We start from the raw sequence: 18,199 nt of genomic DNA on the forward strand, positions 1-18,199 counted from the left end.
TCAGGCGCCGATGAGCCCCTGGCCGCAGACGCGCACGGTGTTGCCCGTCACGCCGTGGGCGCCGGGGCTCGACAGGAAGGTGACGAGCTCCGCGACGTCGCGCGGCTGTCCACCCTGGGACAGGGAGTTGAGCCGCCGCCCCACCTCGCGCGTCATCAGCGGCATCTTCTCCACCATGGCGGTCTCGATGAAGCCCGGGGCCACGGCGTTGGCGCAGATGCCCCGCGAGGCGAGCCCTGGCGCGAGCGCCGCCACGTAGCCGATGAGCGCGGCCTTGCTCGTCGCGTAGTTCGTCTGGCCGAAGTTGCCCGACACCCCGCTGATGGAGGACAGGTACACCAGCCGCCCCTCGTCGCGCAGCGTGCCGGTGCCCAGCAGCGCCTCGTCCATCGCGACGATGGCCGCGAGGTTGACGGTGAGCACCTGCTGCCACTGCTCGGGCGTCATCTTCGCGAGCGTGCGGTCGCGGGTGATGCCCGCGTTGTGCACGACGATGTCCACCCCACCCGAGCCTTCCCGCAGCGCGGCCACCAGCTTCACGGGCGCATCCGGCGAGGTGACATCCAACGCGAGCGCCTCCCCGCCCACGCGCGCGGCGGTCTGATTCAGCGCGTCCCCGAGCGCGGGCACATCCAGGCACACCACGCGCGCGCCCTCCTGGGCCAGCCGCTCCGCCGTCGCCGCGCCGATGCCGCGCGCCGCGCCCGTCACCAGGGCCACCTTGCCGCTCAACGCCGCGTGCAGCGGCACGGCCGAGGGCGCGCGCACGCCGCTGGAGAGGTGGAGCGCCTGGCCCGACACATAGGTGCTCCCCACGCCGCAGAAGAAGCGCACCGGGCCGGCCAGCCGCTCCTCCGCGCCGCGCGCCACGTAGGCGACGTTCGCGGTGACACCGCGGCGGCCGACCTCCTTGCCCAGGCTGCGCACGAAGCCCTCCACGCCGCGCGCCGCCGCGGAGGCCGCGGGGCTCGGGGCCGCGTCCGGCACCGCCGCCAGCACCAGCACCCGCGCGTTGCGCGCGAGCCGGGGGAGCAGCGGGTGGAAGAAGTCATAGAGGGCGCGCATGTCCTCGGGCCCGCCCAGGCCCGTGGCGTCGAAGAGGACCGCGTCCACGCGCTGGGAGGCGTCCGAGGGGGGACCATCCAGCACCCTGGCGCCACCGTCCGTGAACGCGGCCTGGGCGCTCCGCGCGGCGAAGCCACCCGGGGCCGCGCCCACCACCACCACGCGGTTCGCGAAGGGCTGCGCCGCCCAGCCCCCTTCGGCCCGCGCGAGCTGCGTGGGCTGGGGCAGGCCGAGGGCCTTCACGAGCCCACGGGTGAACGGGTTGTGGGCCAGGGACATGAGCCGGTCGGTCATGGTGAGGGGGACTCCGGAGACGAAAGAAGAAGAAGCGCCGGGGACCGTAGCAGGAGTCCCCGGGCCGAGCGGACCTCGCGCTCAGCGCTTCGGCTTGTAGCGCAGCCAGAGCAGATCGCCCGAGCGCTTCTCCACGGAGACCAGCTTCAGGTGACGCGCGCGGCCCCGCTTCCCCTCCACGTCGAACAGCGCGGGTGTGCCCACGCCGCCGTCCGCGATGGGCGCCACCAGGATGCTCAGCTCGTCGATGAGGTCCGCGGCCAGGAAGGAGCCGTTGATCTTCCCTCCCCCCTCCAGCAGGAGCTTGCGGATGCCGAACACCTTCCGGAGCTTCTTGAGCACCTTCTTCAGGTCCAGCGAGTCCTTGCCTCCGAACAGGTACGAGACGCCCTTGCCCTGGAGGAACGCCAGGTAGTCGTCGGAGACCTGCTCGGTGAGGATGGCGATGACGTGCTCGTCGTCGATGGAGCCCGACTTCCAGGTGAGCTTCCCCGACGGGTCCAGCGCGATGGCGTAGGACTCCGCGTCGCGCCGCGCGATGAAGTCCTCGCGGGGAATCGGCGCGCCCGCCTTGCGCGCGGGCACCTTCGCCTTGCCGGCGTAGGGCTCCATGGAGATGCGGCCAATCATCCACGCATCCGCGTCGTAGGTCTCCGCCGTGCGCTCGTACTCGGACATCGCCCGGGGTGGCAGCTTCCACCCCTTGGTGACGATGCGTCCGTCGAGCGACGGGACCATGTGGCAGATGACATACGGCCGCTTCGTGTCCTTCATGGTCCGTCTCCTCTCAGAGCTTGGAGGCCACGAGCTGGGAGAGCTCGATCATCCGGTTCGAGAAGCCCCACTCGTTGTCGTACCAGGCGAAGACCTTGGCGAAGCGCTCGCCGAGCACCTGGGTGAGCGTGGCGTCGAAGATGGAGGAGCGCGCGTCCCCCAGGTAGTCGCTGGAGACCAGCTGCTCCTCCGTGTAGCCGAGGATGTTCGCCATCGCCCCCTCGCTCGCGGCCTTCATCGCGGCGTGAATCGCGTCCTTCGTGAGCGGCCGGGTGCTCTCGAAGGTGAGGTCGACGAGCGAGACGTCCATCGTCGGCACGCGCATCGCCTGACCGTCGAACTTGCCCTTGAGCGACGGGATGACCTCGCTCAGCGCCTTGGCGGCCCCGGAGGACGCGGGGATGATGTTCTGCGCGGCGGCGCGCGCCCGGCGCAAATCCCCCTTGCGGTGCGGCACGTCGAGCAGCGCCTGGTCGTTGGTGTACGAGTGCGTCGTCGTCATCAGGCCGCGCTCGAGCCCGAAGCCGTCCAGCAGCACCTTCGCCACCGGCGCCAGGCAGTTCGTCGTGCACGAGCCACACGAGATGACGTGGTGCTTCGCCGCGTCGTAGTCCTGCGTGTTCACGCCCAGGACGATGGTCGCGTCGTGGCCCTTGGCCGGCGCGCCGATGATGACCTTGCGCGCCCCGGCGGCCAGGTGCGCGACGGCCTTCTCCTTGTCCGTGAACAGCCCCGTGCACTCGAGCACGATGTCCACGCCCAGCTCCTTCCAGGGGAGCTTGCCCGGGTCCTTCTCCGCGACGACGCGAATCTCGCGGCCCTGGATGACCAGCTTCCCGTCCCGCGCCTCGGCCCGGTGCGTGGCCCGGCCATGGACGGTGTCGTAGTTGTACAGGTGCGCGAGCGTCGCGGCGTCCGTCAAATCATTGAGCGCGACGAGCTCCAGGTCCTTGATGCCGCGCTCGAACATCGCGCGGACGATGCAGCGGCCGATGCGGCCGAAGCCGTTGATGGCGAGTTTCCGGGTCATTGCGTCAGGTCTCCTTGCAGGATGGGGGAAGAGGGCGTTCACCGAACGCGGCGAAGAGCTTCCGGGCGATGCGGTCGAAGTCCTGGAGGTCGCGCGCGTCGAGCACCCCGACGACGCGCGCCGCGAAGCGCCCGCGCGCCTGTTCGACCTTCCGGCGCATGCGCTGGCCGCTCGCGCCCAGCCCGAGCAGGTACTCGCGGCGGTCCTCGTCGCTGCGCGCCCGCTTCACCAGCCCCCGCTGGATGAGCGTGCGCAGCAGGCGTCCCGTCAAGGTCGGGGCCATGTCCATGGCCCGCGCGAGCTCCACCTGCGAAATCCCCCGGTGCTGACCGATGTACCGGAGGAACCGCGCCTGGGCGCTGAAGAGCTTCTCGTCCGCGTAGGCCTCGTCCGACAGCGCCATCAGGCAGCGCCACAGGCCGGCGAAGGTCTCGATGAACTCGATGGGGTCACGGCCAGGGCCGGGAGCAGCCGACATGATGCACCCGGTATAACAACGATGCTGCACCCGGTATATCAATCGGGCGGACGTGGGCCGGGGACGTGCCCGGAATCGGACGGAGACCACCCGCCCCGGGGCCACACGGCAGGGGCTCCCCCAGGAGGGGGAGCCCACCGCCGGGCTCACGAGGCGACCTTCGCTACTCCGTGGCGCGGACCCAGTGCTGGGTGCGGCCCAGGAGGGACATGCCGATGTAGCCGCGCACCTTCAGCTTCTTGCCACCGTCCTCGACGGCGACCTTGCACTTGTAGGTCTTGCCGTTGGCCGGGTCGAGGATGGTGCCGCCCGTCCACTCGTCGTCGTCCTTCTTCAGGTTCTGGAGGATGGTCATCCCGATGATGGGCTGGTCCTTGAGCGAACCCTGGCACTTGTCACAGAGGGGGTTCTGGTCCTCGGTCGGCTCGCGGAAGACCTTCTCGATCTTGCCGAACAGCTTGCCGTCCTGCTCGGTGATGACGATGACGGACTTGGGCTTCTTCGTCTCGTCATCGATGGTCGTCCACCGGCCCGTGGGACCGGTCGCCGGGGCGGCGGCGGGGGCCTTCGCGGCGGGCGCGGGAGCCTCGGCGGCGGGGGCCGCGGCGGGAGCCGCGTCCTGGGCCAGGGCGTTCGAGGCCATCATCAGACACAGGGAAGTGAGTCCGAACCACCGGGTTGCTTTCATGTCTTGAGGTCCTTGCGCGCGGGGCTCACGTCAGCGGGGGCTTGCGCTCGAGCGTCCCACCAGCCCGGTTGTACTCCAACGTCACACCAGGAGGCAGCCCCACGTGACGCGCGCGGATGCCGCTGTGCGGCATCGACACCTGGCATGAGGTGCCACCCGTCAAGCCCAGGGCCTACCCCCCAGGGGTGAGCGACAGTCTCCAGGCGCGCGCCTATTCAAGAACCCAGGCGCAGCACGAACCTGGAGGACGTTCACGGCGATGCACTTCACGTCGAAGGAACTCGAACTGAGGGAGAGAATCATCACCGCGCTCCACAGCTCCCTGTCGCTCCCGCTGGTCCTGGAGGCGACGCGGGCCCCGCTGCTCGAGCTCACCCCCGCGGACCACATGGGCCTGTGTGTGATGACGCCGGGGCCGCCCCTCGACTACCAGTGGCTGGTCCCCGGCCACCGGCTGACGCTGCTGGACGAGTACCCCAAGTGGGCCGACTCGGACTTCGTGCGCGCGCCCATCTTCGCGCGGCCCAACGTGGTGCTCCGGGACACGCAGATGCTGGCGCGCAGGGAGCTGGAGGAGAGCGCGCTGTACCGGCGCAGCCAGGAGCTGGACCTGCGGCTGGAGCACGTCATGGCCGTGCTGCTGCCCGCCCGGGAGGACTTCCTGGGCGCCTTCACCCTGTACCGGGACCGCCGGATGGAGTTCTCCGAGCACGACGCCGCGCTCCTGACCAGCCTCACGCCCCACCTGGCCAACGCGATTCGCAACTGCCGCGACATGCAGACGGCCAGGAGCGGCGCGAGGCTCCTGGAGGAGCTCTACAACCGGCCGGACGCGGGCTTCCTGGTGGTGCTCCCGCCGAGCCGCGAGCTGCTGCGCTCGGAGCGCGCCAGGGTGCTGCTGGACAAGTGGTTCACCCCGTCCGACCTCCACGCGTCAGGCATCCCGGGCGTGCTGCTCGAGCGTCTGCACGCCCTGACGCGCATGCACCCGGATGAGCGGCTCAAGCACAACCCGCTCGTGTCGCTGCGCGGCGAGACGTACTTCGTCGTCCGCTTCATCGAACTCCCCCAGGCCGAAGGCCCCGCCCAGTGGGCCCTGTCCATGAACGAGGTCCCCATGTCGATTCCCCTCCCGCAGAACATGCGCCAGCAGCTCACGACCCGGCAGGTCGACATCGCCCAGGGCATCCTGCGCAACTGGTCCAACGAGCAGATCGCCGAGCACCTCGGGCTGTCCGAGGACACGGTGAAGACGCACGTGCGCGACATCTTCGGCCGGCTGAAGGTCGACAACCGCGCGGACTTCATCTACCAGGCCTCGCACCTCAACCGGCCCATCTGAGCCGTCGCCCCTAGAAGCGCGGGAGCGTGAGCAGGTTGTCGGTGGAGATGCCGTTCGCCTTCGTGCGCAGGTACGGAGGCGTCGCGTCGACGACCTCCACCTTCACGTCCATGGGCCTGTTGCGCACGCGCGCGTCCCCGCCCTTCTGGACCCACAGCACCAGGTCCGCGCGGCTGCACTCTCCCGCCTGGGTCGCCTCGACCCAGCGCAGCCGGGTGATGTGCTCGTGGAGCGTGCCTCCCTCGAGTCGTATCTGGGTGATGTAGCGCATGAGGTCACCTCCGGTTCGAATGCCACGGTTGAGTGGCGGAGGATCGCCGTCCAGGCGGTAGGTGTCTCTACCTCCGCGGAGGTAGAGGGCCGCATCAGCCCTCGCGGAAGATGCCCGGGTAGAGGGTGCGCGTGGTGCGCGCGGAGAGGACCACCGCGGCCTGCTCCTCGGGGTCCGTCAGTTCGCGCAGCACCGTGTTCATCTCCGCCACGTGGCCCTCATCCAGCGCGCCGTGGCTGCGCAGGAACGTCACCGACTCACGGATGCGGGGGATGGCGTCCACCGCGAGGAGGCGCTCCACCGCGCCGCTCGCGCGCGTCTGGGAGAGGTACTCCAGCACGTACGCCGTGCCCAGCACCGCCGTCGGCACGCCTGAGCGGGACGTGAAGAAGTTCCAGCCGTTGTACGCCTCCACGGCGGGCGTCTTCACCGCGCGCTCGACGCGCTCCGCCCCGACGCCCAGGTTGCGCAGGTCCGACAGGAGCCACTTCTCGTGCCCGCGCTCCTCGTCCGCCTTCTGCAACAGCAGCTCCGCCAGCCACGGGTGCGTGCCCAGCCGCCGCAGCCGGCGCCCGGCGTCGCCCAGCATGGGCGTGCTCCAGCGCGCGTAGTGGTACGTCTGGACGAGGTAGTGGATGTAGCCCGCCTCGTCCAGGGTGCCGTCGAAGAGCCGACGCGCGTCCGGGTGCGCGTCCAACACCGCCACCAGCGCCCTCGCCTCCTGGTCCAAGAGCTCCACCCACCCCATCGGGACCTGCGTCTGCGTCTGCACGTGCGTCTCCTCTCCGAGCCACATCCGGCCGTCCATGCACTCCTTTCGTGGCCAGGGCCCGGAGTGCGCCGGCCGCCCTTCCACTTTCAGTACGAGACACACTGAGGGTGCGTGCGCTATGGGGGGGCCGCGAGAAAGAAGGTGGAGCCCAACCGTGCGCCGAACGTCCAACATCCTCCGAGTCCTGCTGGGAATCAGTCTCTGTCTGTCCATCGCCTGTGGCGAACCGAAGTCCACGGAGGTCCTGCGCCCTCCCCCGCCCCCTCCGGGTGAGGACATCGGCACCGACCTGGTGATCCTCGTCGAGCGCCAGGTGGAGAGGGACGGTCCCTACGTCGCGGGCGCGACGGAGCACTTCAAGGTCGTCGCCTCGAACGAGACGCTGAAGTCCGTCCAATGGAGCACGAGCGCCGGGAGCATCGCCCCGAGCTTCGAGCGCGTCGCGTGGACCCTGCCGACGACGGCGGGCAGCGCCTCGCTGTCCGTGTCGGTGGAGACGGAGTCGGGGAGGAAGACCCAGGGCTCCTTCACCTTCAACGTCGTGGCGGCCCCCGTGGCCGCGGAGACGGACATCGACCCCACCCCGGACGAGACGGGCCGCTTCTGTGAGCTCGCGTTCGACAACTCCGGCAAGGCGCACCTGCTCTACTCCAACGACACGCACCGCACCCTCTGGTACGCCACGTTGGACGGCACCACGTGGACGCGGGAGCAGGTCGACGGCCCCGGGCCCGGCGCCGAGACGAACTTCACCTGGAACGCCGCGATGGCCCTCAACCCCGTCACCGGCGTGCCCCACATCGCCTATTTCAAGGGGCTGGGAAGCGCGGATGGGGCGGCGAGCGTGCGCCCCTGGTACGCCACCCGCGTCAATGGCGCGTGGACCACCGAGAACGTCGAGACCCTCGCCCGCACCGTGTCGAGCACGGTGAGCATCGCCCTGAACCCGGCCAAGGACCAGCAGCCCACCCTCGTCATCGGAGACAACCAGACGACGACGCTCCCCGTGTCGGTCCGCACGGGCCCCAACGCCTGGAACAACACGAAGCTGTCATTCGCGTCGGGCGCCAAGACGCTCAAGGGCGACATCCGGTTCGACGCGGCGGGGACGCTGTACATCCCCTTCGTCTTCTCCCTGGGCACCGCGCTCCAGTTGGGGGCGTTGAGGGAGGGTCAGCCCTTCGAGTACCTGCAGATCGAAACCTTCACCTCCGCCACCACCTGGTTCCCCACGGCCATGGGGCCCGGCAACCACCTGCTCCTCATCAAGAGCGGCAGCGCGGACGCGTCGCCCGGTGGCTACACGGACGTCACGCTGGGCACGCCCCTGTCCACCAGCGCCTCCGCCCGCTCGCAGCTCGTCTACGAAAACGACGCCACGGACATCGCGTACGCGAATGGAATCTTCATCGCCAACCGCCACGAGACGAGGCTCGAGCTCATCACGAGCAACGCACGCAACCTGTGGGACTACACCCAGTGGGGCTCGGTGCAGGCCGGGCCTCGCCCCAGCATCGCGGTGCGCCCCACGGACGGGACGCCCCACGTCTGCTACCAGCGCGGCGGCAAGGTGAGCTTCCAGTAGGAGCCCGCCCCACCCGGCGCGGCTACACCGCGCCGTCCTGGTAGTGCTGTTCGTACTGCTGACGGAGCACGAACTTCTGGGCCTTGCCGGTGGACGTCTGCGGCATGGCCTCCAGCAGGACGACGGACTTGGGCACCTCGAAGCCTCCGAGGTGCTGACGGCAGTGGGTGATGATGTCCGGCGCCGTGGCGGAGGCGCCGGGCTTGAGCACGACGAAGCCGGTGACGGCCTCCGCCCAGCGCGCGTGCGGCAGGCCCACCACGGCCACCTGAAGGACGGCGGGGTGGCGCAGGAGCACCTCCTCCACCTTGATGGACGGGACGTTCTCCCCACCCGTCTTGATCATGTCCTTCTTGCGGTCCACGAAGAGCAGCTGGCCGTCGGCGTCGAACATGCCGAGGTCCCCGGTGTGGTGCCAGCCGAACGCCCGCGCGCGCTCGGTGGCCTCCGGGTCCTTGTAGTAGCCGAGCATCACGTTCGGCCCGCGGTGGACGATTTCGCCCACCTCGCCGCGGCCCAGCAGCCGGCCCTCGTCATCCATGATGGCCGTCTCGTTCGTCACCACCGAGTCGCCCCAGTACGAGCCGAACCGCTTGAGCTGCTGCTCGGCCTTGAACATGGTGGTGGCCGGGTACATCTCCGTCTGCCCCGACGCGAGCGCGAACCCGCCCGGACAGAACTTCTCCAGCAGCTCCACGAGCATCGTGCGCGCCATGGGCGCCATGACGTACAGACACATGCGCAGGCTGGACAGCTTCGTCGTGGGACGCGCCGGGTGCGCCAGCATGGCGCCGTACATGATGGGCAGGCCCAACAGGAAGGTGACGCCGCGCCGCTCGATGGTGGCGAGCATCGCGCCGGGCTCGAACACGCGCCGCACGATGACGGTGGCGCCCGCCATGAGGAACGACACGGAGACGGCGTGCTGCGCGCAGTGGAACATCGGCAGCACGCACAACGTCACGTCGCTGGGACGCAGCTCCAGCTCGAACAGGTTTCCGCTGAGCGCCGAGTGGATGGACGCGTGCGAGTGCATCACGCCCTTCTGCTGGCCGGTGGTGCCGCTGGTGTACATGATCTGCGCCAGCTGCGTGCTCTCGATGTCCACCGCTGGCGGCGTGCCGTGCTGGCCCTTCAGCGTGTCCAGGAAGGTGACGGTGTTGCCTCCGGGCGAGGCCTGTCCCTCGGGGACACAGACGATGAGGCCCAGGCCCCGCGCCTCCAGCATCGCGCGCAGGTCCGGCTTCGCGAGCAGCTCCAGGTCGATGACCACCCGCGACACCTCGGCGTGCTCGAGGATGTAGCCGATGGCCTCCACCGAGAGGCCCGTGTTGATGGGCACCCAGACCAGGCCCGCCTTGTAGATGCCGAAGAAGGCGGTGACCATCTGCGCGGAGTTGCCGCAGAGCATGGCCACGCGCGCGCCCGGCGCGAGCCCCTGTCCGAGCAGGTGGTGGGCGAACGCGTTGGCCCGCCGGTCCAGCTCCGCGTAGGAGAGCTCCAGCTCACCGTCGATGAGCGCCGTGCGCTCCGGCCAACGCAGCGCCGAGCGGCGGATGACGTCTCCCAGCGAGACGCGGCTGATGTGCTTGTAGACGGCTTCCGGGGTCTGTCCCATCGTGTGCTCCTTCCCGCCCGACTCGGGCGCGCGAGTGGTCCCCCCCGTCGAACACCTCAGCCCCGCGACTTGCGAGGCAGGGTGCCCATGGCCTTGCTGATGATGCCGAGCATCACCTCGTCGGCGCCGCCGCCGATGGACCCCAGGCGCAAGTCGCGGTGCGCGCGCGCCAGCGGGTTGTCCCAGGTGAAGCCCATGCCGCCCCAGTACTGCAGACAGCCGTCGACCAGCTCCCGGGCGAGCCGCCCCGACTTGAGCTTGCACATGGAGGCGAGCTTCACCACCTGCGGGTCGTCCTTGTTCTCGATGTACAGGGCGACGGTGCGGTAGATGAGCGCGCGCAGCGCCTCCACCTCCGTCTGCAGCTCCGCGAGCCGGAAGTGCACGGACTGGTTGTCGAGGATGGACTGGCCGAAGGCCTTGCGCTCCCGCGCGTACTCGGCCGTCTGGGCGATGAGCCGGTCGAACGTCACCAGGGTGCTCGCCGACACGAAGAGGCGCTCCTCCTGGAACTGCTGCATCTGCATCGCGAAGCCGCGGCCCTCGTCGCCGATGCGGTTTCTCACCGGCACGCGCACGCCGTCGAAGAAGAGCTGCGCGGTGTCGGACGCCCACATGCCCAGCTTGCGAATCTTCGCGCGGGTGATGCCGGGCCGGTCCATGGGGACGATGATGAGCGACTTGTTCGCGTGCGCCGGGCCGTCCCCCGTGTTGGCGAGCAGGCAGACCCAGTCCGCCTGCATGCCGTTGGTAATCCACATCTTGCCGCCGTCGATGACGTAGTCGTCGCCGTCGCGGCGCGCGGTGGTCGTCACGCTCGCCACGTCGGAGCCGGCGCCGGCCTCGCTCACCGCGATGGAGCACACGCGCTCCCCGGCGAGCGTGGGCGCGAGGAACTCCCGCCGCAGCTCGTCACTGCCGAAGCGGGCGAGCGCGGGCGTGGCCATGTCGGTGACGACGCCGATGGCCATGGGCAGCGCGCCGCAGGTGCAGTGGCCCAGCTCCTCCGCGAAGGCGACCGAGAACGAGGCGTCCAGCCCCAGCCCGCCGAACTCCGTGGGCTTGGTGATGCCGAGCAGCCCCAGCTCCCCGAGCTTCTTGAACACCTCCCGCGCCGGGAAGAGCTCCGCGTCCTCCCACGCGTCCACGTGCGGGTTGAGCTCCTGCTCGACGAACTTGCGGACCGTCTGACGGATGGCGCGGTGTTCCTGGGTCTCGTGCATGCGCTGCCTCGGTGGCTCGGAGCCGGAGAAGGGTCAACGAAGAGAGGGCGCCACCCTGGCGCGGCGCGATGCGCGCATCCAACGAGCGTCCAACACCCTCCCTACCGATGAGACCCGAGTCTGCATCCCGCCCTCCTAAAAAAGCAAGCGTGCTTGCTTTTTTCGAGAACCAGACGAGCGGACATCCCAACAACCCTCCAAGAACTCCTCCCTCGCGCCTCTTCGGCTCACCGCGTCATCCATCGAGGCTCGTGGCTCGCGCGTGCACGGTGGCCCACGTCGCAGGCCCACGACGGGTGCGAACCCTGCGGGACGAGGAACATTCCGAGGCGCCGGGACTCAGCGCCCCGGAGGCCCTGCCTTCGCCAGCAGCTCCACGAACGAGGTGACGTGGGGCGCGGACTGCCCCACGCGCGGCCACACCGCGTGCCAGTGCCGGAGCCGGCGGACCTCGACGCGGCCCTGGCGCGGGCCGAAGCCCGGGGACGCCCCCGCATCATCCAGGGACATGGCGGCGTGTCCCCCGCGAGCACCCTGCGCGCCGCCCGACACTCCCTGCGCGCGCTGGAGCACGCGGTGCGCGAGGCCCGGGAAAACCCGGAGCGGATTCTCGCCATCGAGTTGCAGGAATGTCTTCCCACGGGTGCGCCGGGGGCCAACACCGAGGCATTCTTCCACCGGCGGAATCTGGACGTGGTCCTCGCGCGACATCCGTGGAGTGGACGGTCACCGTGATGTGACTTCGGACGGGCCTCTCCGTCGCCGCGCTCGATTCGTCGCGACATTCTCCCGGACGGGACGTTGACGAGGACAACGCCCTTGGGCGCCCCGCCCCGGAGAGCCAGGCATCATGCGAGCATTCATCATCCTGCTGACAGCGACGACCCTCGTCGGCTTCTCGGCCGTGGGCTGCGGTGGAAAGTCCTCCGAGGACACCCCGGGCCCCGGCGATTTCGTCCCCTCCGACGCGGGCTCCCGCGATGCGGGCAAGCCCGAAGAGCCCGACGCGGGTGAGACGGACGCGGGCACCACCCCGGATGCCGGAGCCCCCGACGCGGGCGCACCGGACGCGGGCCGCGCCGATGCCGGAACACCTGACGCGGGCCGGAGTGACGCGGGCACCGCGACGCTGACCGCGCCCACCGACGTGACGGCCACGGCCGGCATCCGCGAGATGACCGTCGCGTGGGGCTACACGCCGTCCACCACGGGCAGCGCGCTGGCCTCCTTCGAGGTCGCCACGTCGCCCACGAACCTCAAGCTCACCGTGGGCGCCGCCGCCAGGACGGCCGTCGTCACGGGCCTGGCCAACGGCACCTTCTACCGGTTCACCGTCACGGCCATCTACGCCGACGGCACCCGGCAGATCTCCAACCAGTCCGCCTCGGTGCGCACGCCCGACGTCCCGGCCACGCCGTCCTGGACCCGTCAGAAGGGCGGTCCCCAGCAGGTGGAGCTGGAGTGGAGCCTGCCGGCGGACGGGGGACGTCCCATCCAGGGCTACAGCCTCACCGTCGCCCCGGGTGGCCAGGTCATCAACATGACCGAACGCTCCGCGCTCGTCACCGGGCTCACCAACGGCACCAGCTACGTCTTCACGTTGGTGGCCACCAACGCGGTGGGCAACTCCCCCGCCACCACCAGCTCCGCCATCCGCGCCGCCGCCCTGCCGAACGCACCCCAGAACGTCACGGTGACGCCGTACATCCGCGCGGCGGAGGTGCGGTGGACCGCGCCCGTGAACAACACCGGCGCCCTCATCACCGGCTACGTCGTCACCACGAATCCGACGGGCGCGACCCAGACGGCGTCCTCGACGGCGACGAGCCTCTACGTGACGGGCCTCGCCGATGGCGCCACCTACAGCTTCAGCGTGGCCGCGCAGAACTCGTCGGGCGTAGGCACTCCCGCCACCACCGCCTCCGTGACGCTCGCCGCCCCTCCTTCGGCCCCCGTCAACCTCACCGGCGTCTACCACGCGGGTCAGCTCGAGCTGGACTGGCAGCCGCCCGCCAATGACGGCGGCAGGCCCGTCACGGGCTACCGGCTCATCTCCACCCCCGCGGGCGTGGACCAGAGCCTCCCAGCCTCTCCCACAGTGGCCCGTCTCTCGACGCTCACGCCCGGCGCCACCTACACCTTCACGTTGACCGCACGGAACGACGCCGGCTCGGGCCCGGCCACCACCTCCGCGCCCCTCCTGCTGCGCGCACAGCCGCGCGCGCCCACCGACGTGCGCGTGCACTCCTCCACCGCGGGCGCCGTCGTGCGCTGGAACCAGGCCTCCGCGCCCGCCACGGACCCCGTCACCGAGTACGTCGTCACCGCCACGCCCGGCGGCGGCTCCGTCACCGTCCCCGCCAGCGCCCGCGTGGCGACGGTTCCCGGGCTGACCACCGGCACCCGGTACCTGTTCCAGGTGAAGGCCCGCAACAGCGCGGGCGACGGACGTCCCTCCGCGCCGGCGTACCACCGCCACGTCGTGCCCCTGGCCTGCACGACGCCGTCCTTCGCGCCCGTGTCCCAGTTCCCCTACTCCCCCAGTGCCCAGTTCCTGGGAGCCGGTGACTTCAACGGCGACTCGCGCCAGGACGTCCTGGTGGGCAACCTCTTCGACCTCACCGTGCTCACCAGCGGCCCCGGACGCAGCTTCACGCGGCTGGCCAACTCCACCAGCGCCGGCAACATCCTCAGCACGGAGCCGCCCGTCGTGGCGGACTTCAACAACGACGGGAAGCTGGACGTCGCCGCCATCCTGGGAACCGACAGCACCAACAAGACGGGCGGCTTCACCGTCTACCTCGGCCGGGGCACCGGCACGTTCCAGGCCCCCCAGTCGACGCCCCTGGGCACCAACGTCACCACCAGCTTCAACTGCCTCACCGCCCGCGACTTCAACGCCGACGGCATCCTCGACCTGTTCGCCCACGTCCACATCGGGCGCACGCTGCTCTACCGCGGCAAGGGCGACGGCACCTTCCAGGCCCCCACCACCATCGTCTCCGCCGACACCCATGACTGCCCCGTCGTGGCCGACTTCAACGGGGACGGGTACATGGACTACGCCCGGCTCGACACGGCCAACAACCGCATCATCCAGGCCAACGGCACCGGCACCGGCTCGTTCCGGGTCCCCGTGTATGCCCCGTGCACCAGTTGCTACGGTACCTTGGTGGCGGGTGACTTCGACCACGATGGCGCGGTGGACGACCTGGCCCTGCTGCACCCGGAGAAGGTCCGCGTCTTCAGCCCCTCGGGTGGAACGCTGGCGCAGGTGTCGGAGACGGTGTTCACCCGCCCCTTCGGCGAAACCATCCGGCGACCCATCCTGACGGACGTGAATGGCGACGGGCTCCAGGACCTGTTCTGGACGAGCAGCCCGGGAGGACAGCTCAACATCCTGCCGGGCAGCACGGGGCCCACGCCGTTCTCCAAGCCTCGCAGCCTGGGCTACAACGGCGACCACTACGCGCCCGCCGCGGGTGACTTCGACGGCGACGGACGCACGGACGTGGCGTTCACCGGATACATGGCCATCCAGATGTTCTGGGGCTCGGACTCGCTGACGGAGAGCCTCCAGCTCGATGGCGCCCCGGGTGGGCTCGCCAGCGGCGACTTCAACGCGGACGGCTTCGTCGACCTGGCGGCCGGCAGCAACGAGAAGAACGCCATCCTGCTGTCGCTGTCGGGCAGTCCGGAGCGGAGCACCTCCGTGCTCTCCCCCGTGTTCGTGCCCCCCGCTGGGAAGAACGTCACCGGGGGCGTGCAGGACCTGGTCTCCGTGGACCTGGATGGCGATGGTCGGGAGGACCTGGCCGCCCTCACCACGTCCCTGACGCCGTCCACGGGCGTGCTGCCCCAGTTGGTCATCTTCAAGCGCCTGCCGGGCGGAGGCTTCGCGCCCGCCGAGCGCTATGACGAGGACTGGTCCCAGACCGAGCTCATCGCGGTGGACCTCAACGAGGATGGCCGCTTCGACCTGGTGACGACCGAGCGCTTCACGTCCTCGAAAATCCAGCTCGGCGTGTGGCTCAACCTGGGCAGCGGGAAGTTCGCGCCCGCCACCACCGTGGAGGTGAGCGCCAACTACGAGGTGCACACCCTGGTCTCCGCGGACCTGGACCGGGATGGCCACATGGACCTGGCCCTGCTGCGTCCCGGCAACCCCAATCTCGACAAGGGCGAGGTGTACGTCATCTGGGGCAACGGCGACGGTACCTTCACCGGACAGACGAACTTCACCGGCGAGTACACGCACCGCGCCATGGGCCGCGCGGACCTGGATGGCCAGGGCAACGTCGGCCTGCTCATCGACCGGGGCGAGGTGGGGCTGCTCACCTACGACTCGGCCCGTCAGCCCACGCTGACGCCCAAGCACAGCCTGGGCATCCGCGCCGGCAACGGCATCCTCACCGCGGACTTCAACGCCGATGGCCTCACCGACACGTTCTCGTTCGAGCCGTTCGGGGCCAAGGTGGTGATGCAGACCGCGCCCAACACCTTCGCCCTGGGCCCCGTGCCCGGCTGGGGGCTCACCGCCCGGGACGGGCTCGTCGCCGACTGGAACGGGGATGGCCTGCCCGACCTCGCCTTCAGCAGCGTGAACGCCAAGGCGGCGACGATGGTGCACAACGTCTGCCTGCCTCCCTGAGCGGACCCGCCTTGACACCGGGGCGGGCCACGAACTACGGGTTGGTTGAGCCTCCGCTCGATAACCCCATGGCCCGCCCCGTCTCCATCCGCGACGAAGACATCCTGGACGCCGCGCGAGAGGTGTTCCTGGCGCACGGCATCCGAGCAACCTCGGCGATGGTGGCCGAGCGGGCGCGTGTGTCGGAAGGCATCATCTTCCGGCGCTTCAAGACCAAGGAGGGGCTGTTCCGGGCCGCGCTCGACGTGGACCTCAAGACCCCTCCGGAGGTCGCCGAGCTGGTGGAGCGCGCCGGCACGGGCTCCGTCGTGGAGAACCTCCATGACACGGGCGTGGCGCTCGCCAGCCTGCTCCGGGTGAACATCCCCCTGTCGATGCTCGCGCTGACCAATCCGGACACCCAGGACAGCCAGCAGGGCCACACACGGAACCGGCAGACACGGGAGAGCTACTTCAAGCTCATCGAGGACTATGTGCGCGAAGAGGTCGCCCTGGGCCGCCTGCGCGCCGTGGCCCCGGACGTGTTCGCCTTCGCCTACGTGGGTGGCATCAAGGACTACGTCGTGGGGAAGATCTTCCGCGCCCCCGCCCCCCAACAGCCGTCGACGCCCGCCTTCGTCCGCGCCCTCCTGGACCTGCTGCTGCACGGCGCCCATCCCCAGGCCACCACGCCCCCTCGCCGCTGACCCTGGCGCCCACACCCTTCCCCACTTCGCGCGCGGAATTAGTGAGTATGAAATCAATAACCGTGGGCGCCAGGTTATCTCATTGGATTCTTCCGCTGACTCCGGCCACCCTGCTGCTCGGGTTGCTGTCGCTGTCACCCCCTCTTCAGGAGGACTCACCCCCTCCACCCCAGGTCCGGCCGGAGACCGACATCGCGGAGCGCGCCGTGGCCCGGGAGCGCACCGCCCCTCCAGGATTCCCGCTCACGTGTGGCCCGGGCGTCGTCGACGCGCCGCTGAAGTGAGCCCGCCGCGGCACCTGCCCGGCCCTTCTCGCTGAACCCTCACACCACCGGCACCCGACCTCTCCGCATGTCCATCTCGCGCGAGCAATTAGTGAGTAGAATCTCAATAATCTGGTTCATCACCTGCGCCTCGGCGTTGACGCCCCGGGGCGCCCAGGCGCTCCAGCCCCTGGCCGCCTTCGTGGAGTCCTCGCGCGGGGGGAGCCCGGACAACCAGGAGGCGCGGGCGCAGGCCGAGCAGCAGCGGGCCCAGGCCCAGGTGGCGCTGGGGGGCGCGCTGCCAGGCCTCACTGCGCGCGGGACCTACACCCGCAACCAGGCCACCGCGGAGATCAACCTGCCGTTGGACCCCAACGGTCCGCCCATCCGCGCGGTGCTCACGCCCGCCAACCAGCTCGAGGCGCTCGTCACCTTGAACGTGCCGTTGGTCGATCTGGCGCGCTTCCAGCGAATCGCCGCGGCGCGCACCAGCGCTCGCGCGGCCGAGCACCAGGCCCGGGCCACCGCGCTCCAGGTGGAGGCCGACGTGGTGCAGGGCTACTACCAGCTCGTCGCCAACGCGGCGCTGGTGCGCGCCTCACACCAGGCGCTCGACGTGGCCCGCGCCAGCCTGACGCTCACCCAGGACCGCCAGGAGGCGGGCACCGTGTCCGCGCTGGATGTGGACCGGGCCCGGGCGGAGGTCGAGCGACAGGTGCAACAGCTGGCTTCGTCGGAGCTGGCCCTGGCGCTCTCCGTCCGCGCGCTCGAGTCCCTGTCGGGCCTGGCGCCGGAGCTGGACGGGTCCACCGGGGCGACGGTGGCCACGACGCTCCAGGACGACGACCTGCAGCCCGAACCCGGGCTGGAGACCTACCTGCCCCAGGAGCCGCGCCTGCCCTCGCTGGCGGCGGCCCACGAGAGCACCCGCGCCGCCGAGCAGCAGGCCCGCGCCCAGCGCCTCACGCTGCTTCCCTCGCTGGCCGGCAGCATCACCGAGCGCATCAGCAACGCCGCGGGCTTCGCCGGCAACAACGCCGCCTACACCGCCAGCCTCTCGCTGAGCTGGGCGCTGGACTACACCTCGTTCGCGAACCTCCGGAGCCAGGACGCTGCGCTGGCGGTGGCCCGGGCCCGGGAGGAGCGCGCCCGGCGTGGCGTGCTCGACACCGTCCACCGCGCCTGGAGCCAGGTGGCCGCGAACATCGCGAAGAGCCGCTCCGCGCGGGCCCAGGTCCAGGCGAGCCACCGCGCCGCGGAGCTGGCGTTGGACCGCTACCAGGTGGGCGCCACCACGCAGCTCGACCTGCTCCAGGCCCAGCGGGACGCCTTCACATCCGAGGTCTCCCGCATCCAGGCCGACGCCGAGCTGGCCAACGCGCGCGCGCAGCTGCGCATCGCGGCGGGCCAGTCCCCGTTCGCCTCCCCCAACGATTCCGACTCCTGAACCCGAGCCTCG

Annotated in this window: 18 protein-coding genes; 7 read left to right on the forward strand and 11 right to left on the reverse strand. The window is 70.3% G+C overall.

The features are described from left to right. The 6 genes from LXT21_RS43075 to LXT21_RS43100 form a co-directional block, all read right to left on the reverse strand. On the reverse strand, positions 1–1,359 hold the full coding sequence (locus LXT21_RS43075; RefSeq protein ID WP_254044082.1) for a 3-oxoacyl-ACP reductase: 1,359 nt from the start codon (positions 1,357–1,359) through the stop codon (positions 1–3). An 81-nt stretch (positions 1,360–1,440) separates the two neighbouring features. Beyond that, positions 1,441–2,133, reverse strand: a complete 693-nt coding sequence (locus LXT21_RS43080) for a RibD family protein (RefSeq protein WP_254044083.1) — start codon at positions 2,131–2,133, stop codon at positions 1,441–1,443. Between the two features lie 13 nt (positions 2,134–2,146). After that, positions 2,147–3,163, reverse strand: coding sequence for a type I glyceraldehyde-3-phosphate dehydrogenase (gene gap, locus LXT21_RS43085; protein WP_254044084.1), 1,017 nt, complete (start codon positions 3,161–3,163; stop codon positions 2,147–2,149). Positions 3,164–3,167: 4 nt separating this feature from the next. Beyond that, entirely contained in the window at positions 3,168–3,641 is a 474-nt protein-coding gene (locus LXT21_RS43090) for a MarR family winged helix-turn-helix transcriptional regulator (RefSeq protein ID WP_254044085.1), read from the reverse strand. A gap of 163 nt (positions 3,642–3,804) precedes the next feature. Continuing rightward, positions 3,805–4,329: a DUF2147 domain-containing protein gene (locus LXT21_RS43095; protein WP_254044086.1), complete on the reverse strand. Its 525-nt coding sequence runs from the start codon at positions 4,327–4,329 to the stop codon at positions 3,805–3,807. A gap of 25 nt (positions 4,330–4,354) precedes the next feature. Further along, positions 4,355–4,492 carry a hypothetical protein gene (locus tag LXT21_RS43100; RefSeq protein WP_254044087.1) on the reverse strand — a complete coding sequence of 46 codons (138 nt, stop codon included), beginning with the start codon at positions 4,490–4,492 and terminating at the stop codon, positions 4,355–4,357. Positions 4,493–4,588: 96 nt separating this feature from the next. Here LXT21_RS43100 and LXT21_RS43105 point away from each other — a divergent pair, with 96 nt between their 5' ends. Further along, positions 4,589–5,671, forward strand: coding sequence for a LuxR C-terminal-related transcriptional regulator (locus LXT21_RS43105; protein WP_254044088.1), 1,083 nt, complete (start codon positions 4,589–4,591; stop codon positions 5,669–5,671). Positions 5,672–5,681: 10 nt separating this feature from the next. Here the strand turns inward: LXT21_RS43105 and LXT21_RS43110 are convergent, their stop codons facing one another. Beyond that, positions 5,682–5,942 (reverse strand): DUF3892 domain-containing protein, encoded by a 261-nt coding sequence (locus tag LXT21_RS43110; protein ID WP_254044089.1) that lies wholly within the window; start codon positions 5,940–5,942, stop codon positions 5,682–5,684. Between the two features lie 94 nt (positions 5,943–6,036). Continuing rightward, positions 6,037–6,750 (reverse strand): iron-containing redox enzyme family protein, encoded by a 714-nt coding sequence (locus LXT21_RS43115; RefSeq protein ID WP_254044090.1) that lies wholly within the window; start codon positions 6,748–6,750, stop codon positions 6,037–6,039. Between the two features lie 118 nt (positions 6,751–6,868). Between LXT21_RS43115 and LXT21_RS43120 the strand changes: the two genes are divergently transcribed. Continuing rightward, entirely contained in the window at positions 6,869–8,299 is a 1,431-nt protein-coding gene (locus tag LXT21_RS43120; protein ID WP_254044091.1) for a hypothetical protein, read from the forward strand. Between the two features lie 22 nt (positions 8,300–8,321). Here the strand turns inward: LXT21_RS43120 and LXT21_RS43125 are convergent, their stop codons facing one another. The 3 genes from LXT21_RS43125 to LXT21_RS43135 all read right to left on the reverse strand — a co-directional run bounded on the left by LXT21_RS43125 (position 8,322) and on the right by LXT21_RS43135 (position 11,650). Further along, on the reverse strand, positions 8,322–9,917 hold the full coding sequence (locus tag LXT21_RS43125) for an AMP-binding protein (RefSeq protein ID WP_254044092.1): 1,596 nt from the start codon (positions 9,915–9,917) through the stop codon (positions 8,322–8,324). A 56-nt stretch (positions 9,918–9,973) separates the two neighbouring features. Next, complete coding sequence (locus LXT21_RS43130) at positions 9,974–11,140, reverse strand: acyl-CoA dehydrogenase family protein (protein ID WP_254044093.1); 1,167 nt, start codon at positions 11,138–11,140, stop codon at positions 9,974–9,976. Positions 11,141–11,479: 339 nt separating this feature from the next. Next, positions 11,480–11,650 carry a hypothetical protein gene (locus LXT21_RS43135; protein ID WP_254044094.1) on the reverse strand — a complete coding sequence of 57 codons (171 nt, stop codon included), beginning with the start codon at positions 11,648–11,650 and terminating at the stop codon, positions 11,480–11,482. A 6-nt stretch (positions 11,651–11,656) separates the two neighbouring features. On the opposite strand from LXT21_RS43135, the gene LXT21_RS43140 reads away from it, so the two are divergent. The 5 genes from LXT21_RS43140 to LXT21_RS43160 all read left to right on the forward strand — a co-directional run bounded on the left by LXT21_RS43140 (position 11,657) and on the right by LXT21_RS43160 (position 18,187). Next, positions 11,657–11,875: a hypothetical protein gene (locus tag LXT21_RS43140; RefSeq protein ID WP_254044095.1), complete on the forward strand. Its 219-nt coding sequence runs from the start codon at positions 11,657–11,659 to the stop codon at positions 11,873–11,875. A gap of 115 nt (positions 11,876–11,990) precedes the next feature. Then, positions 11,991–15,791 carry an FG-GAP-like repeat-containing protein gene (locus LXT21_RS43145; protein WP_267145448.1) on the forward strand — a complete coding sequence of 1,267 codons (3,801 nt, stop codon included), beginning with the start codon at positions 11,991–11,993 and terminating at the stop codon, positions 15,789–15,791. 68 nt (positions 15,792–15,859) lie between these two features. Further along, complete coding sequence (locus tag LXT21_RS43150; protein ID WP_254044096.1) at positions 15,860–16,477, forward strand: TetR/AcrR family transcriptional regulator; 618 nt, start codon at positions 15,860–15,862, stop codon at positions 16,475–16,477. Positions 16,478–16,524: 47 nt separating this feature from the next. Further along, positions 16,525–16,761: a hypothetical protein gene (locus tag LXT21_RS43155; protein WP_254044097.1), complete on the forward strand. Its 237-nt coding sequence runs from the start codon at positions 16,525–16,527 to the stop codon at positions 16,759–16,761. A gap of 67 nt (positions 16,762–16,828) precedes the next feature. Beyond that, a complete protein-coding gene (locus LXT21_RS43160; RefSeq protein WP_254044098.1) occupies positions 16,829–18,187 on the forward strand; it encodes a TolC family protein in 1,359 nt (452 codons plus the stop codon). Positions 18,188–18,199: the final 12 nt, after the last annotated feature.

The organism is Myxococcus guangdongensis (assembly GCF_024198255.1).
GTDB lineage: Bacteria > Myxococcota > Myxococcia > Myxococcales > Myxococcaceae > Myxococcus > Myxococcus guangdongensis.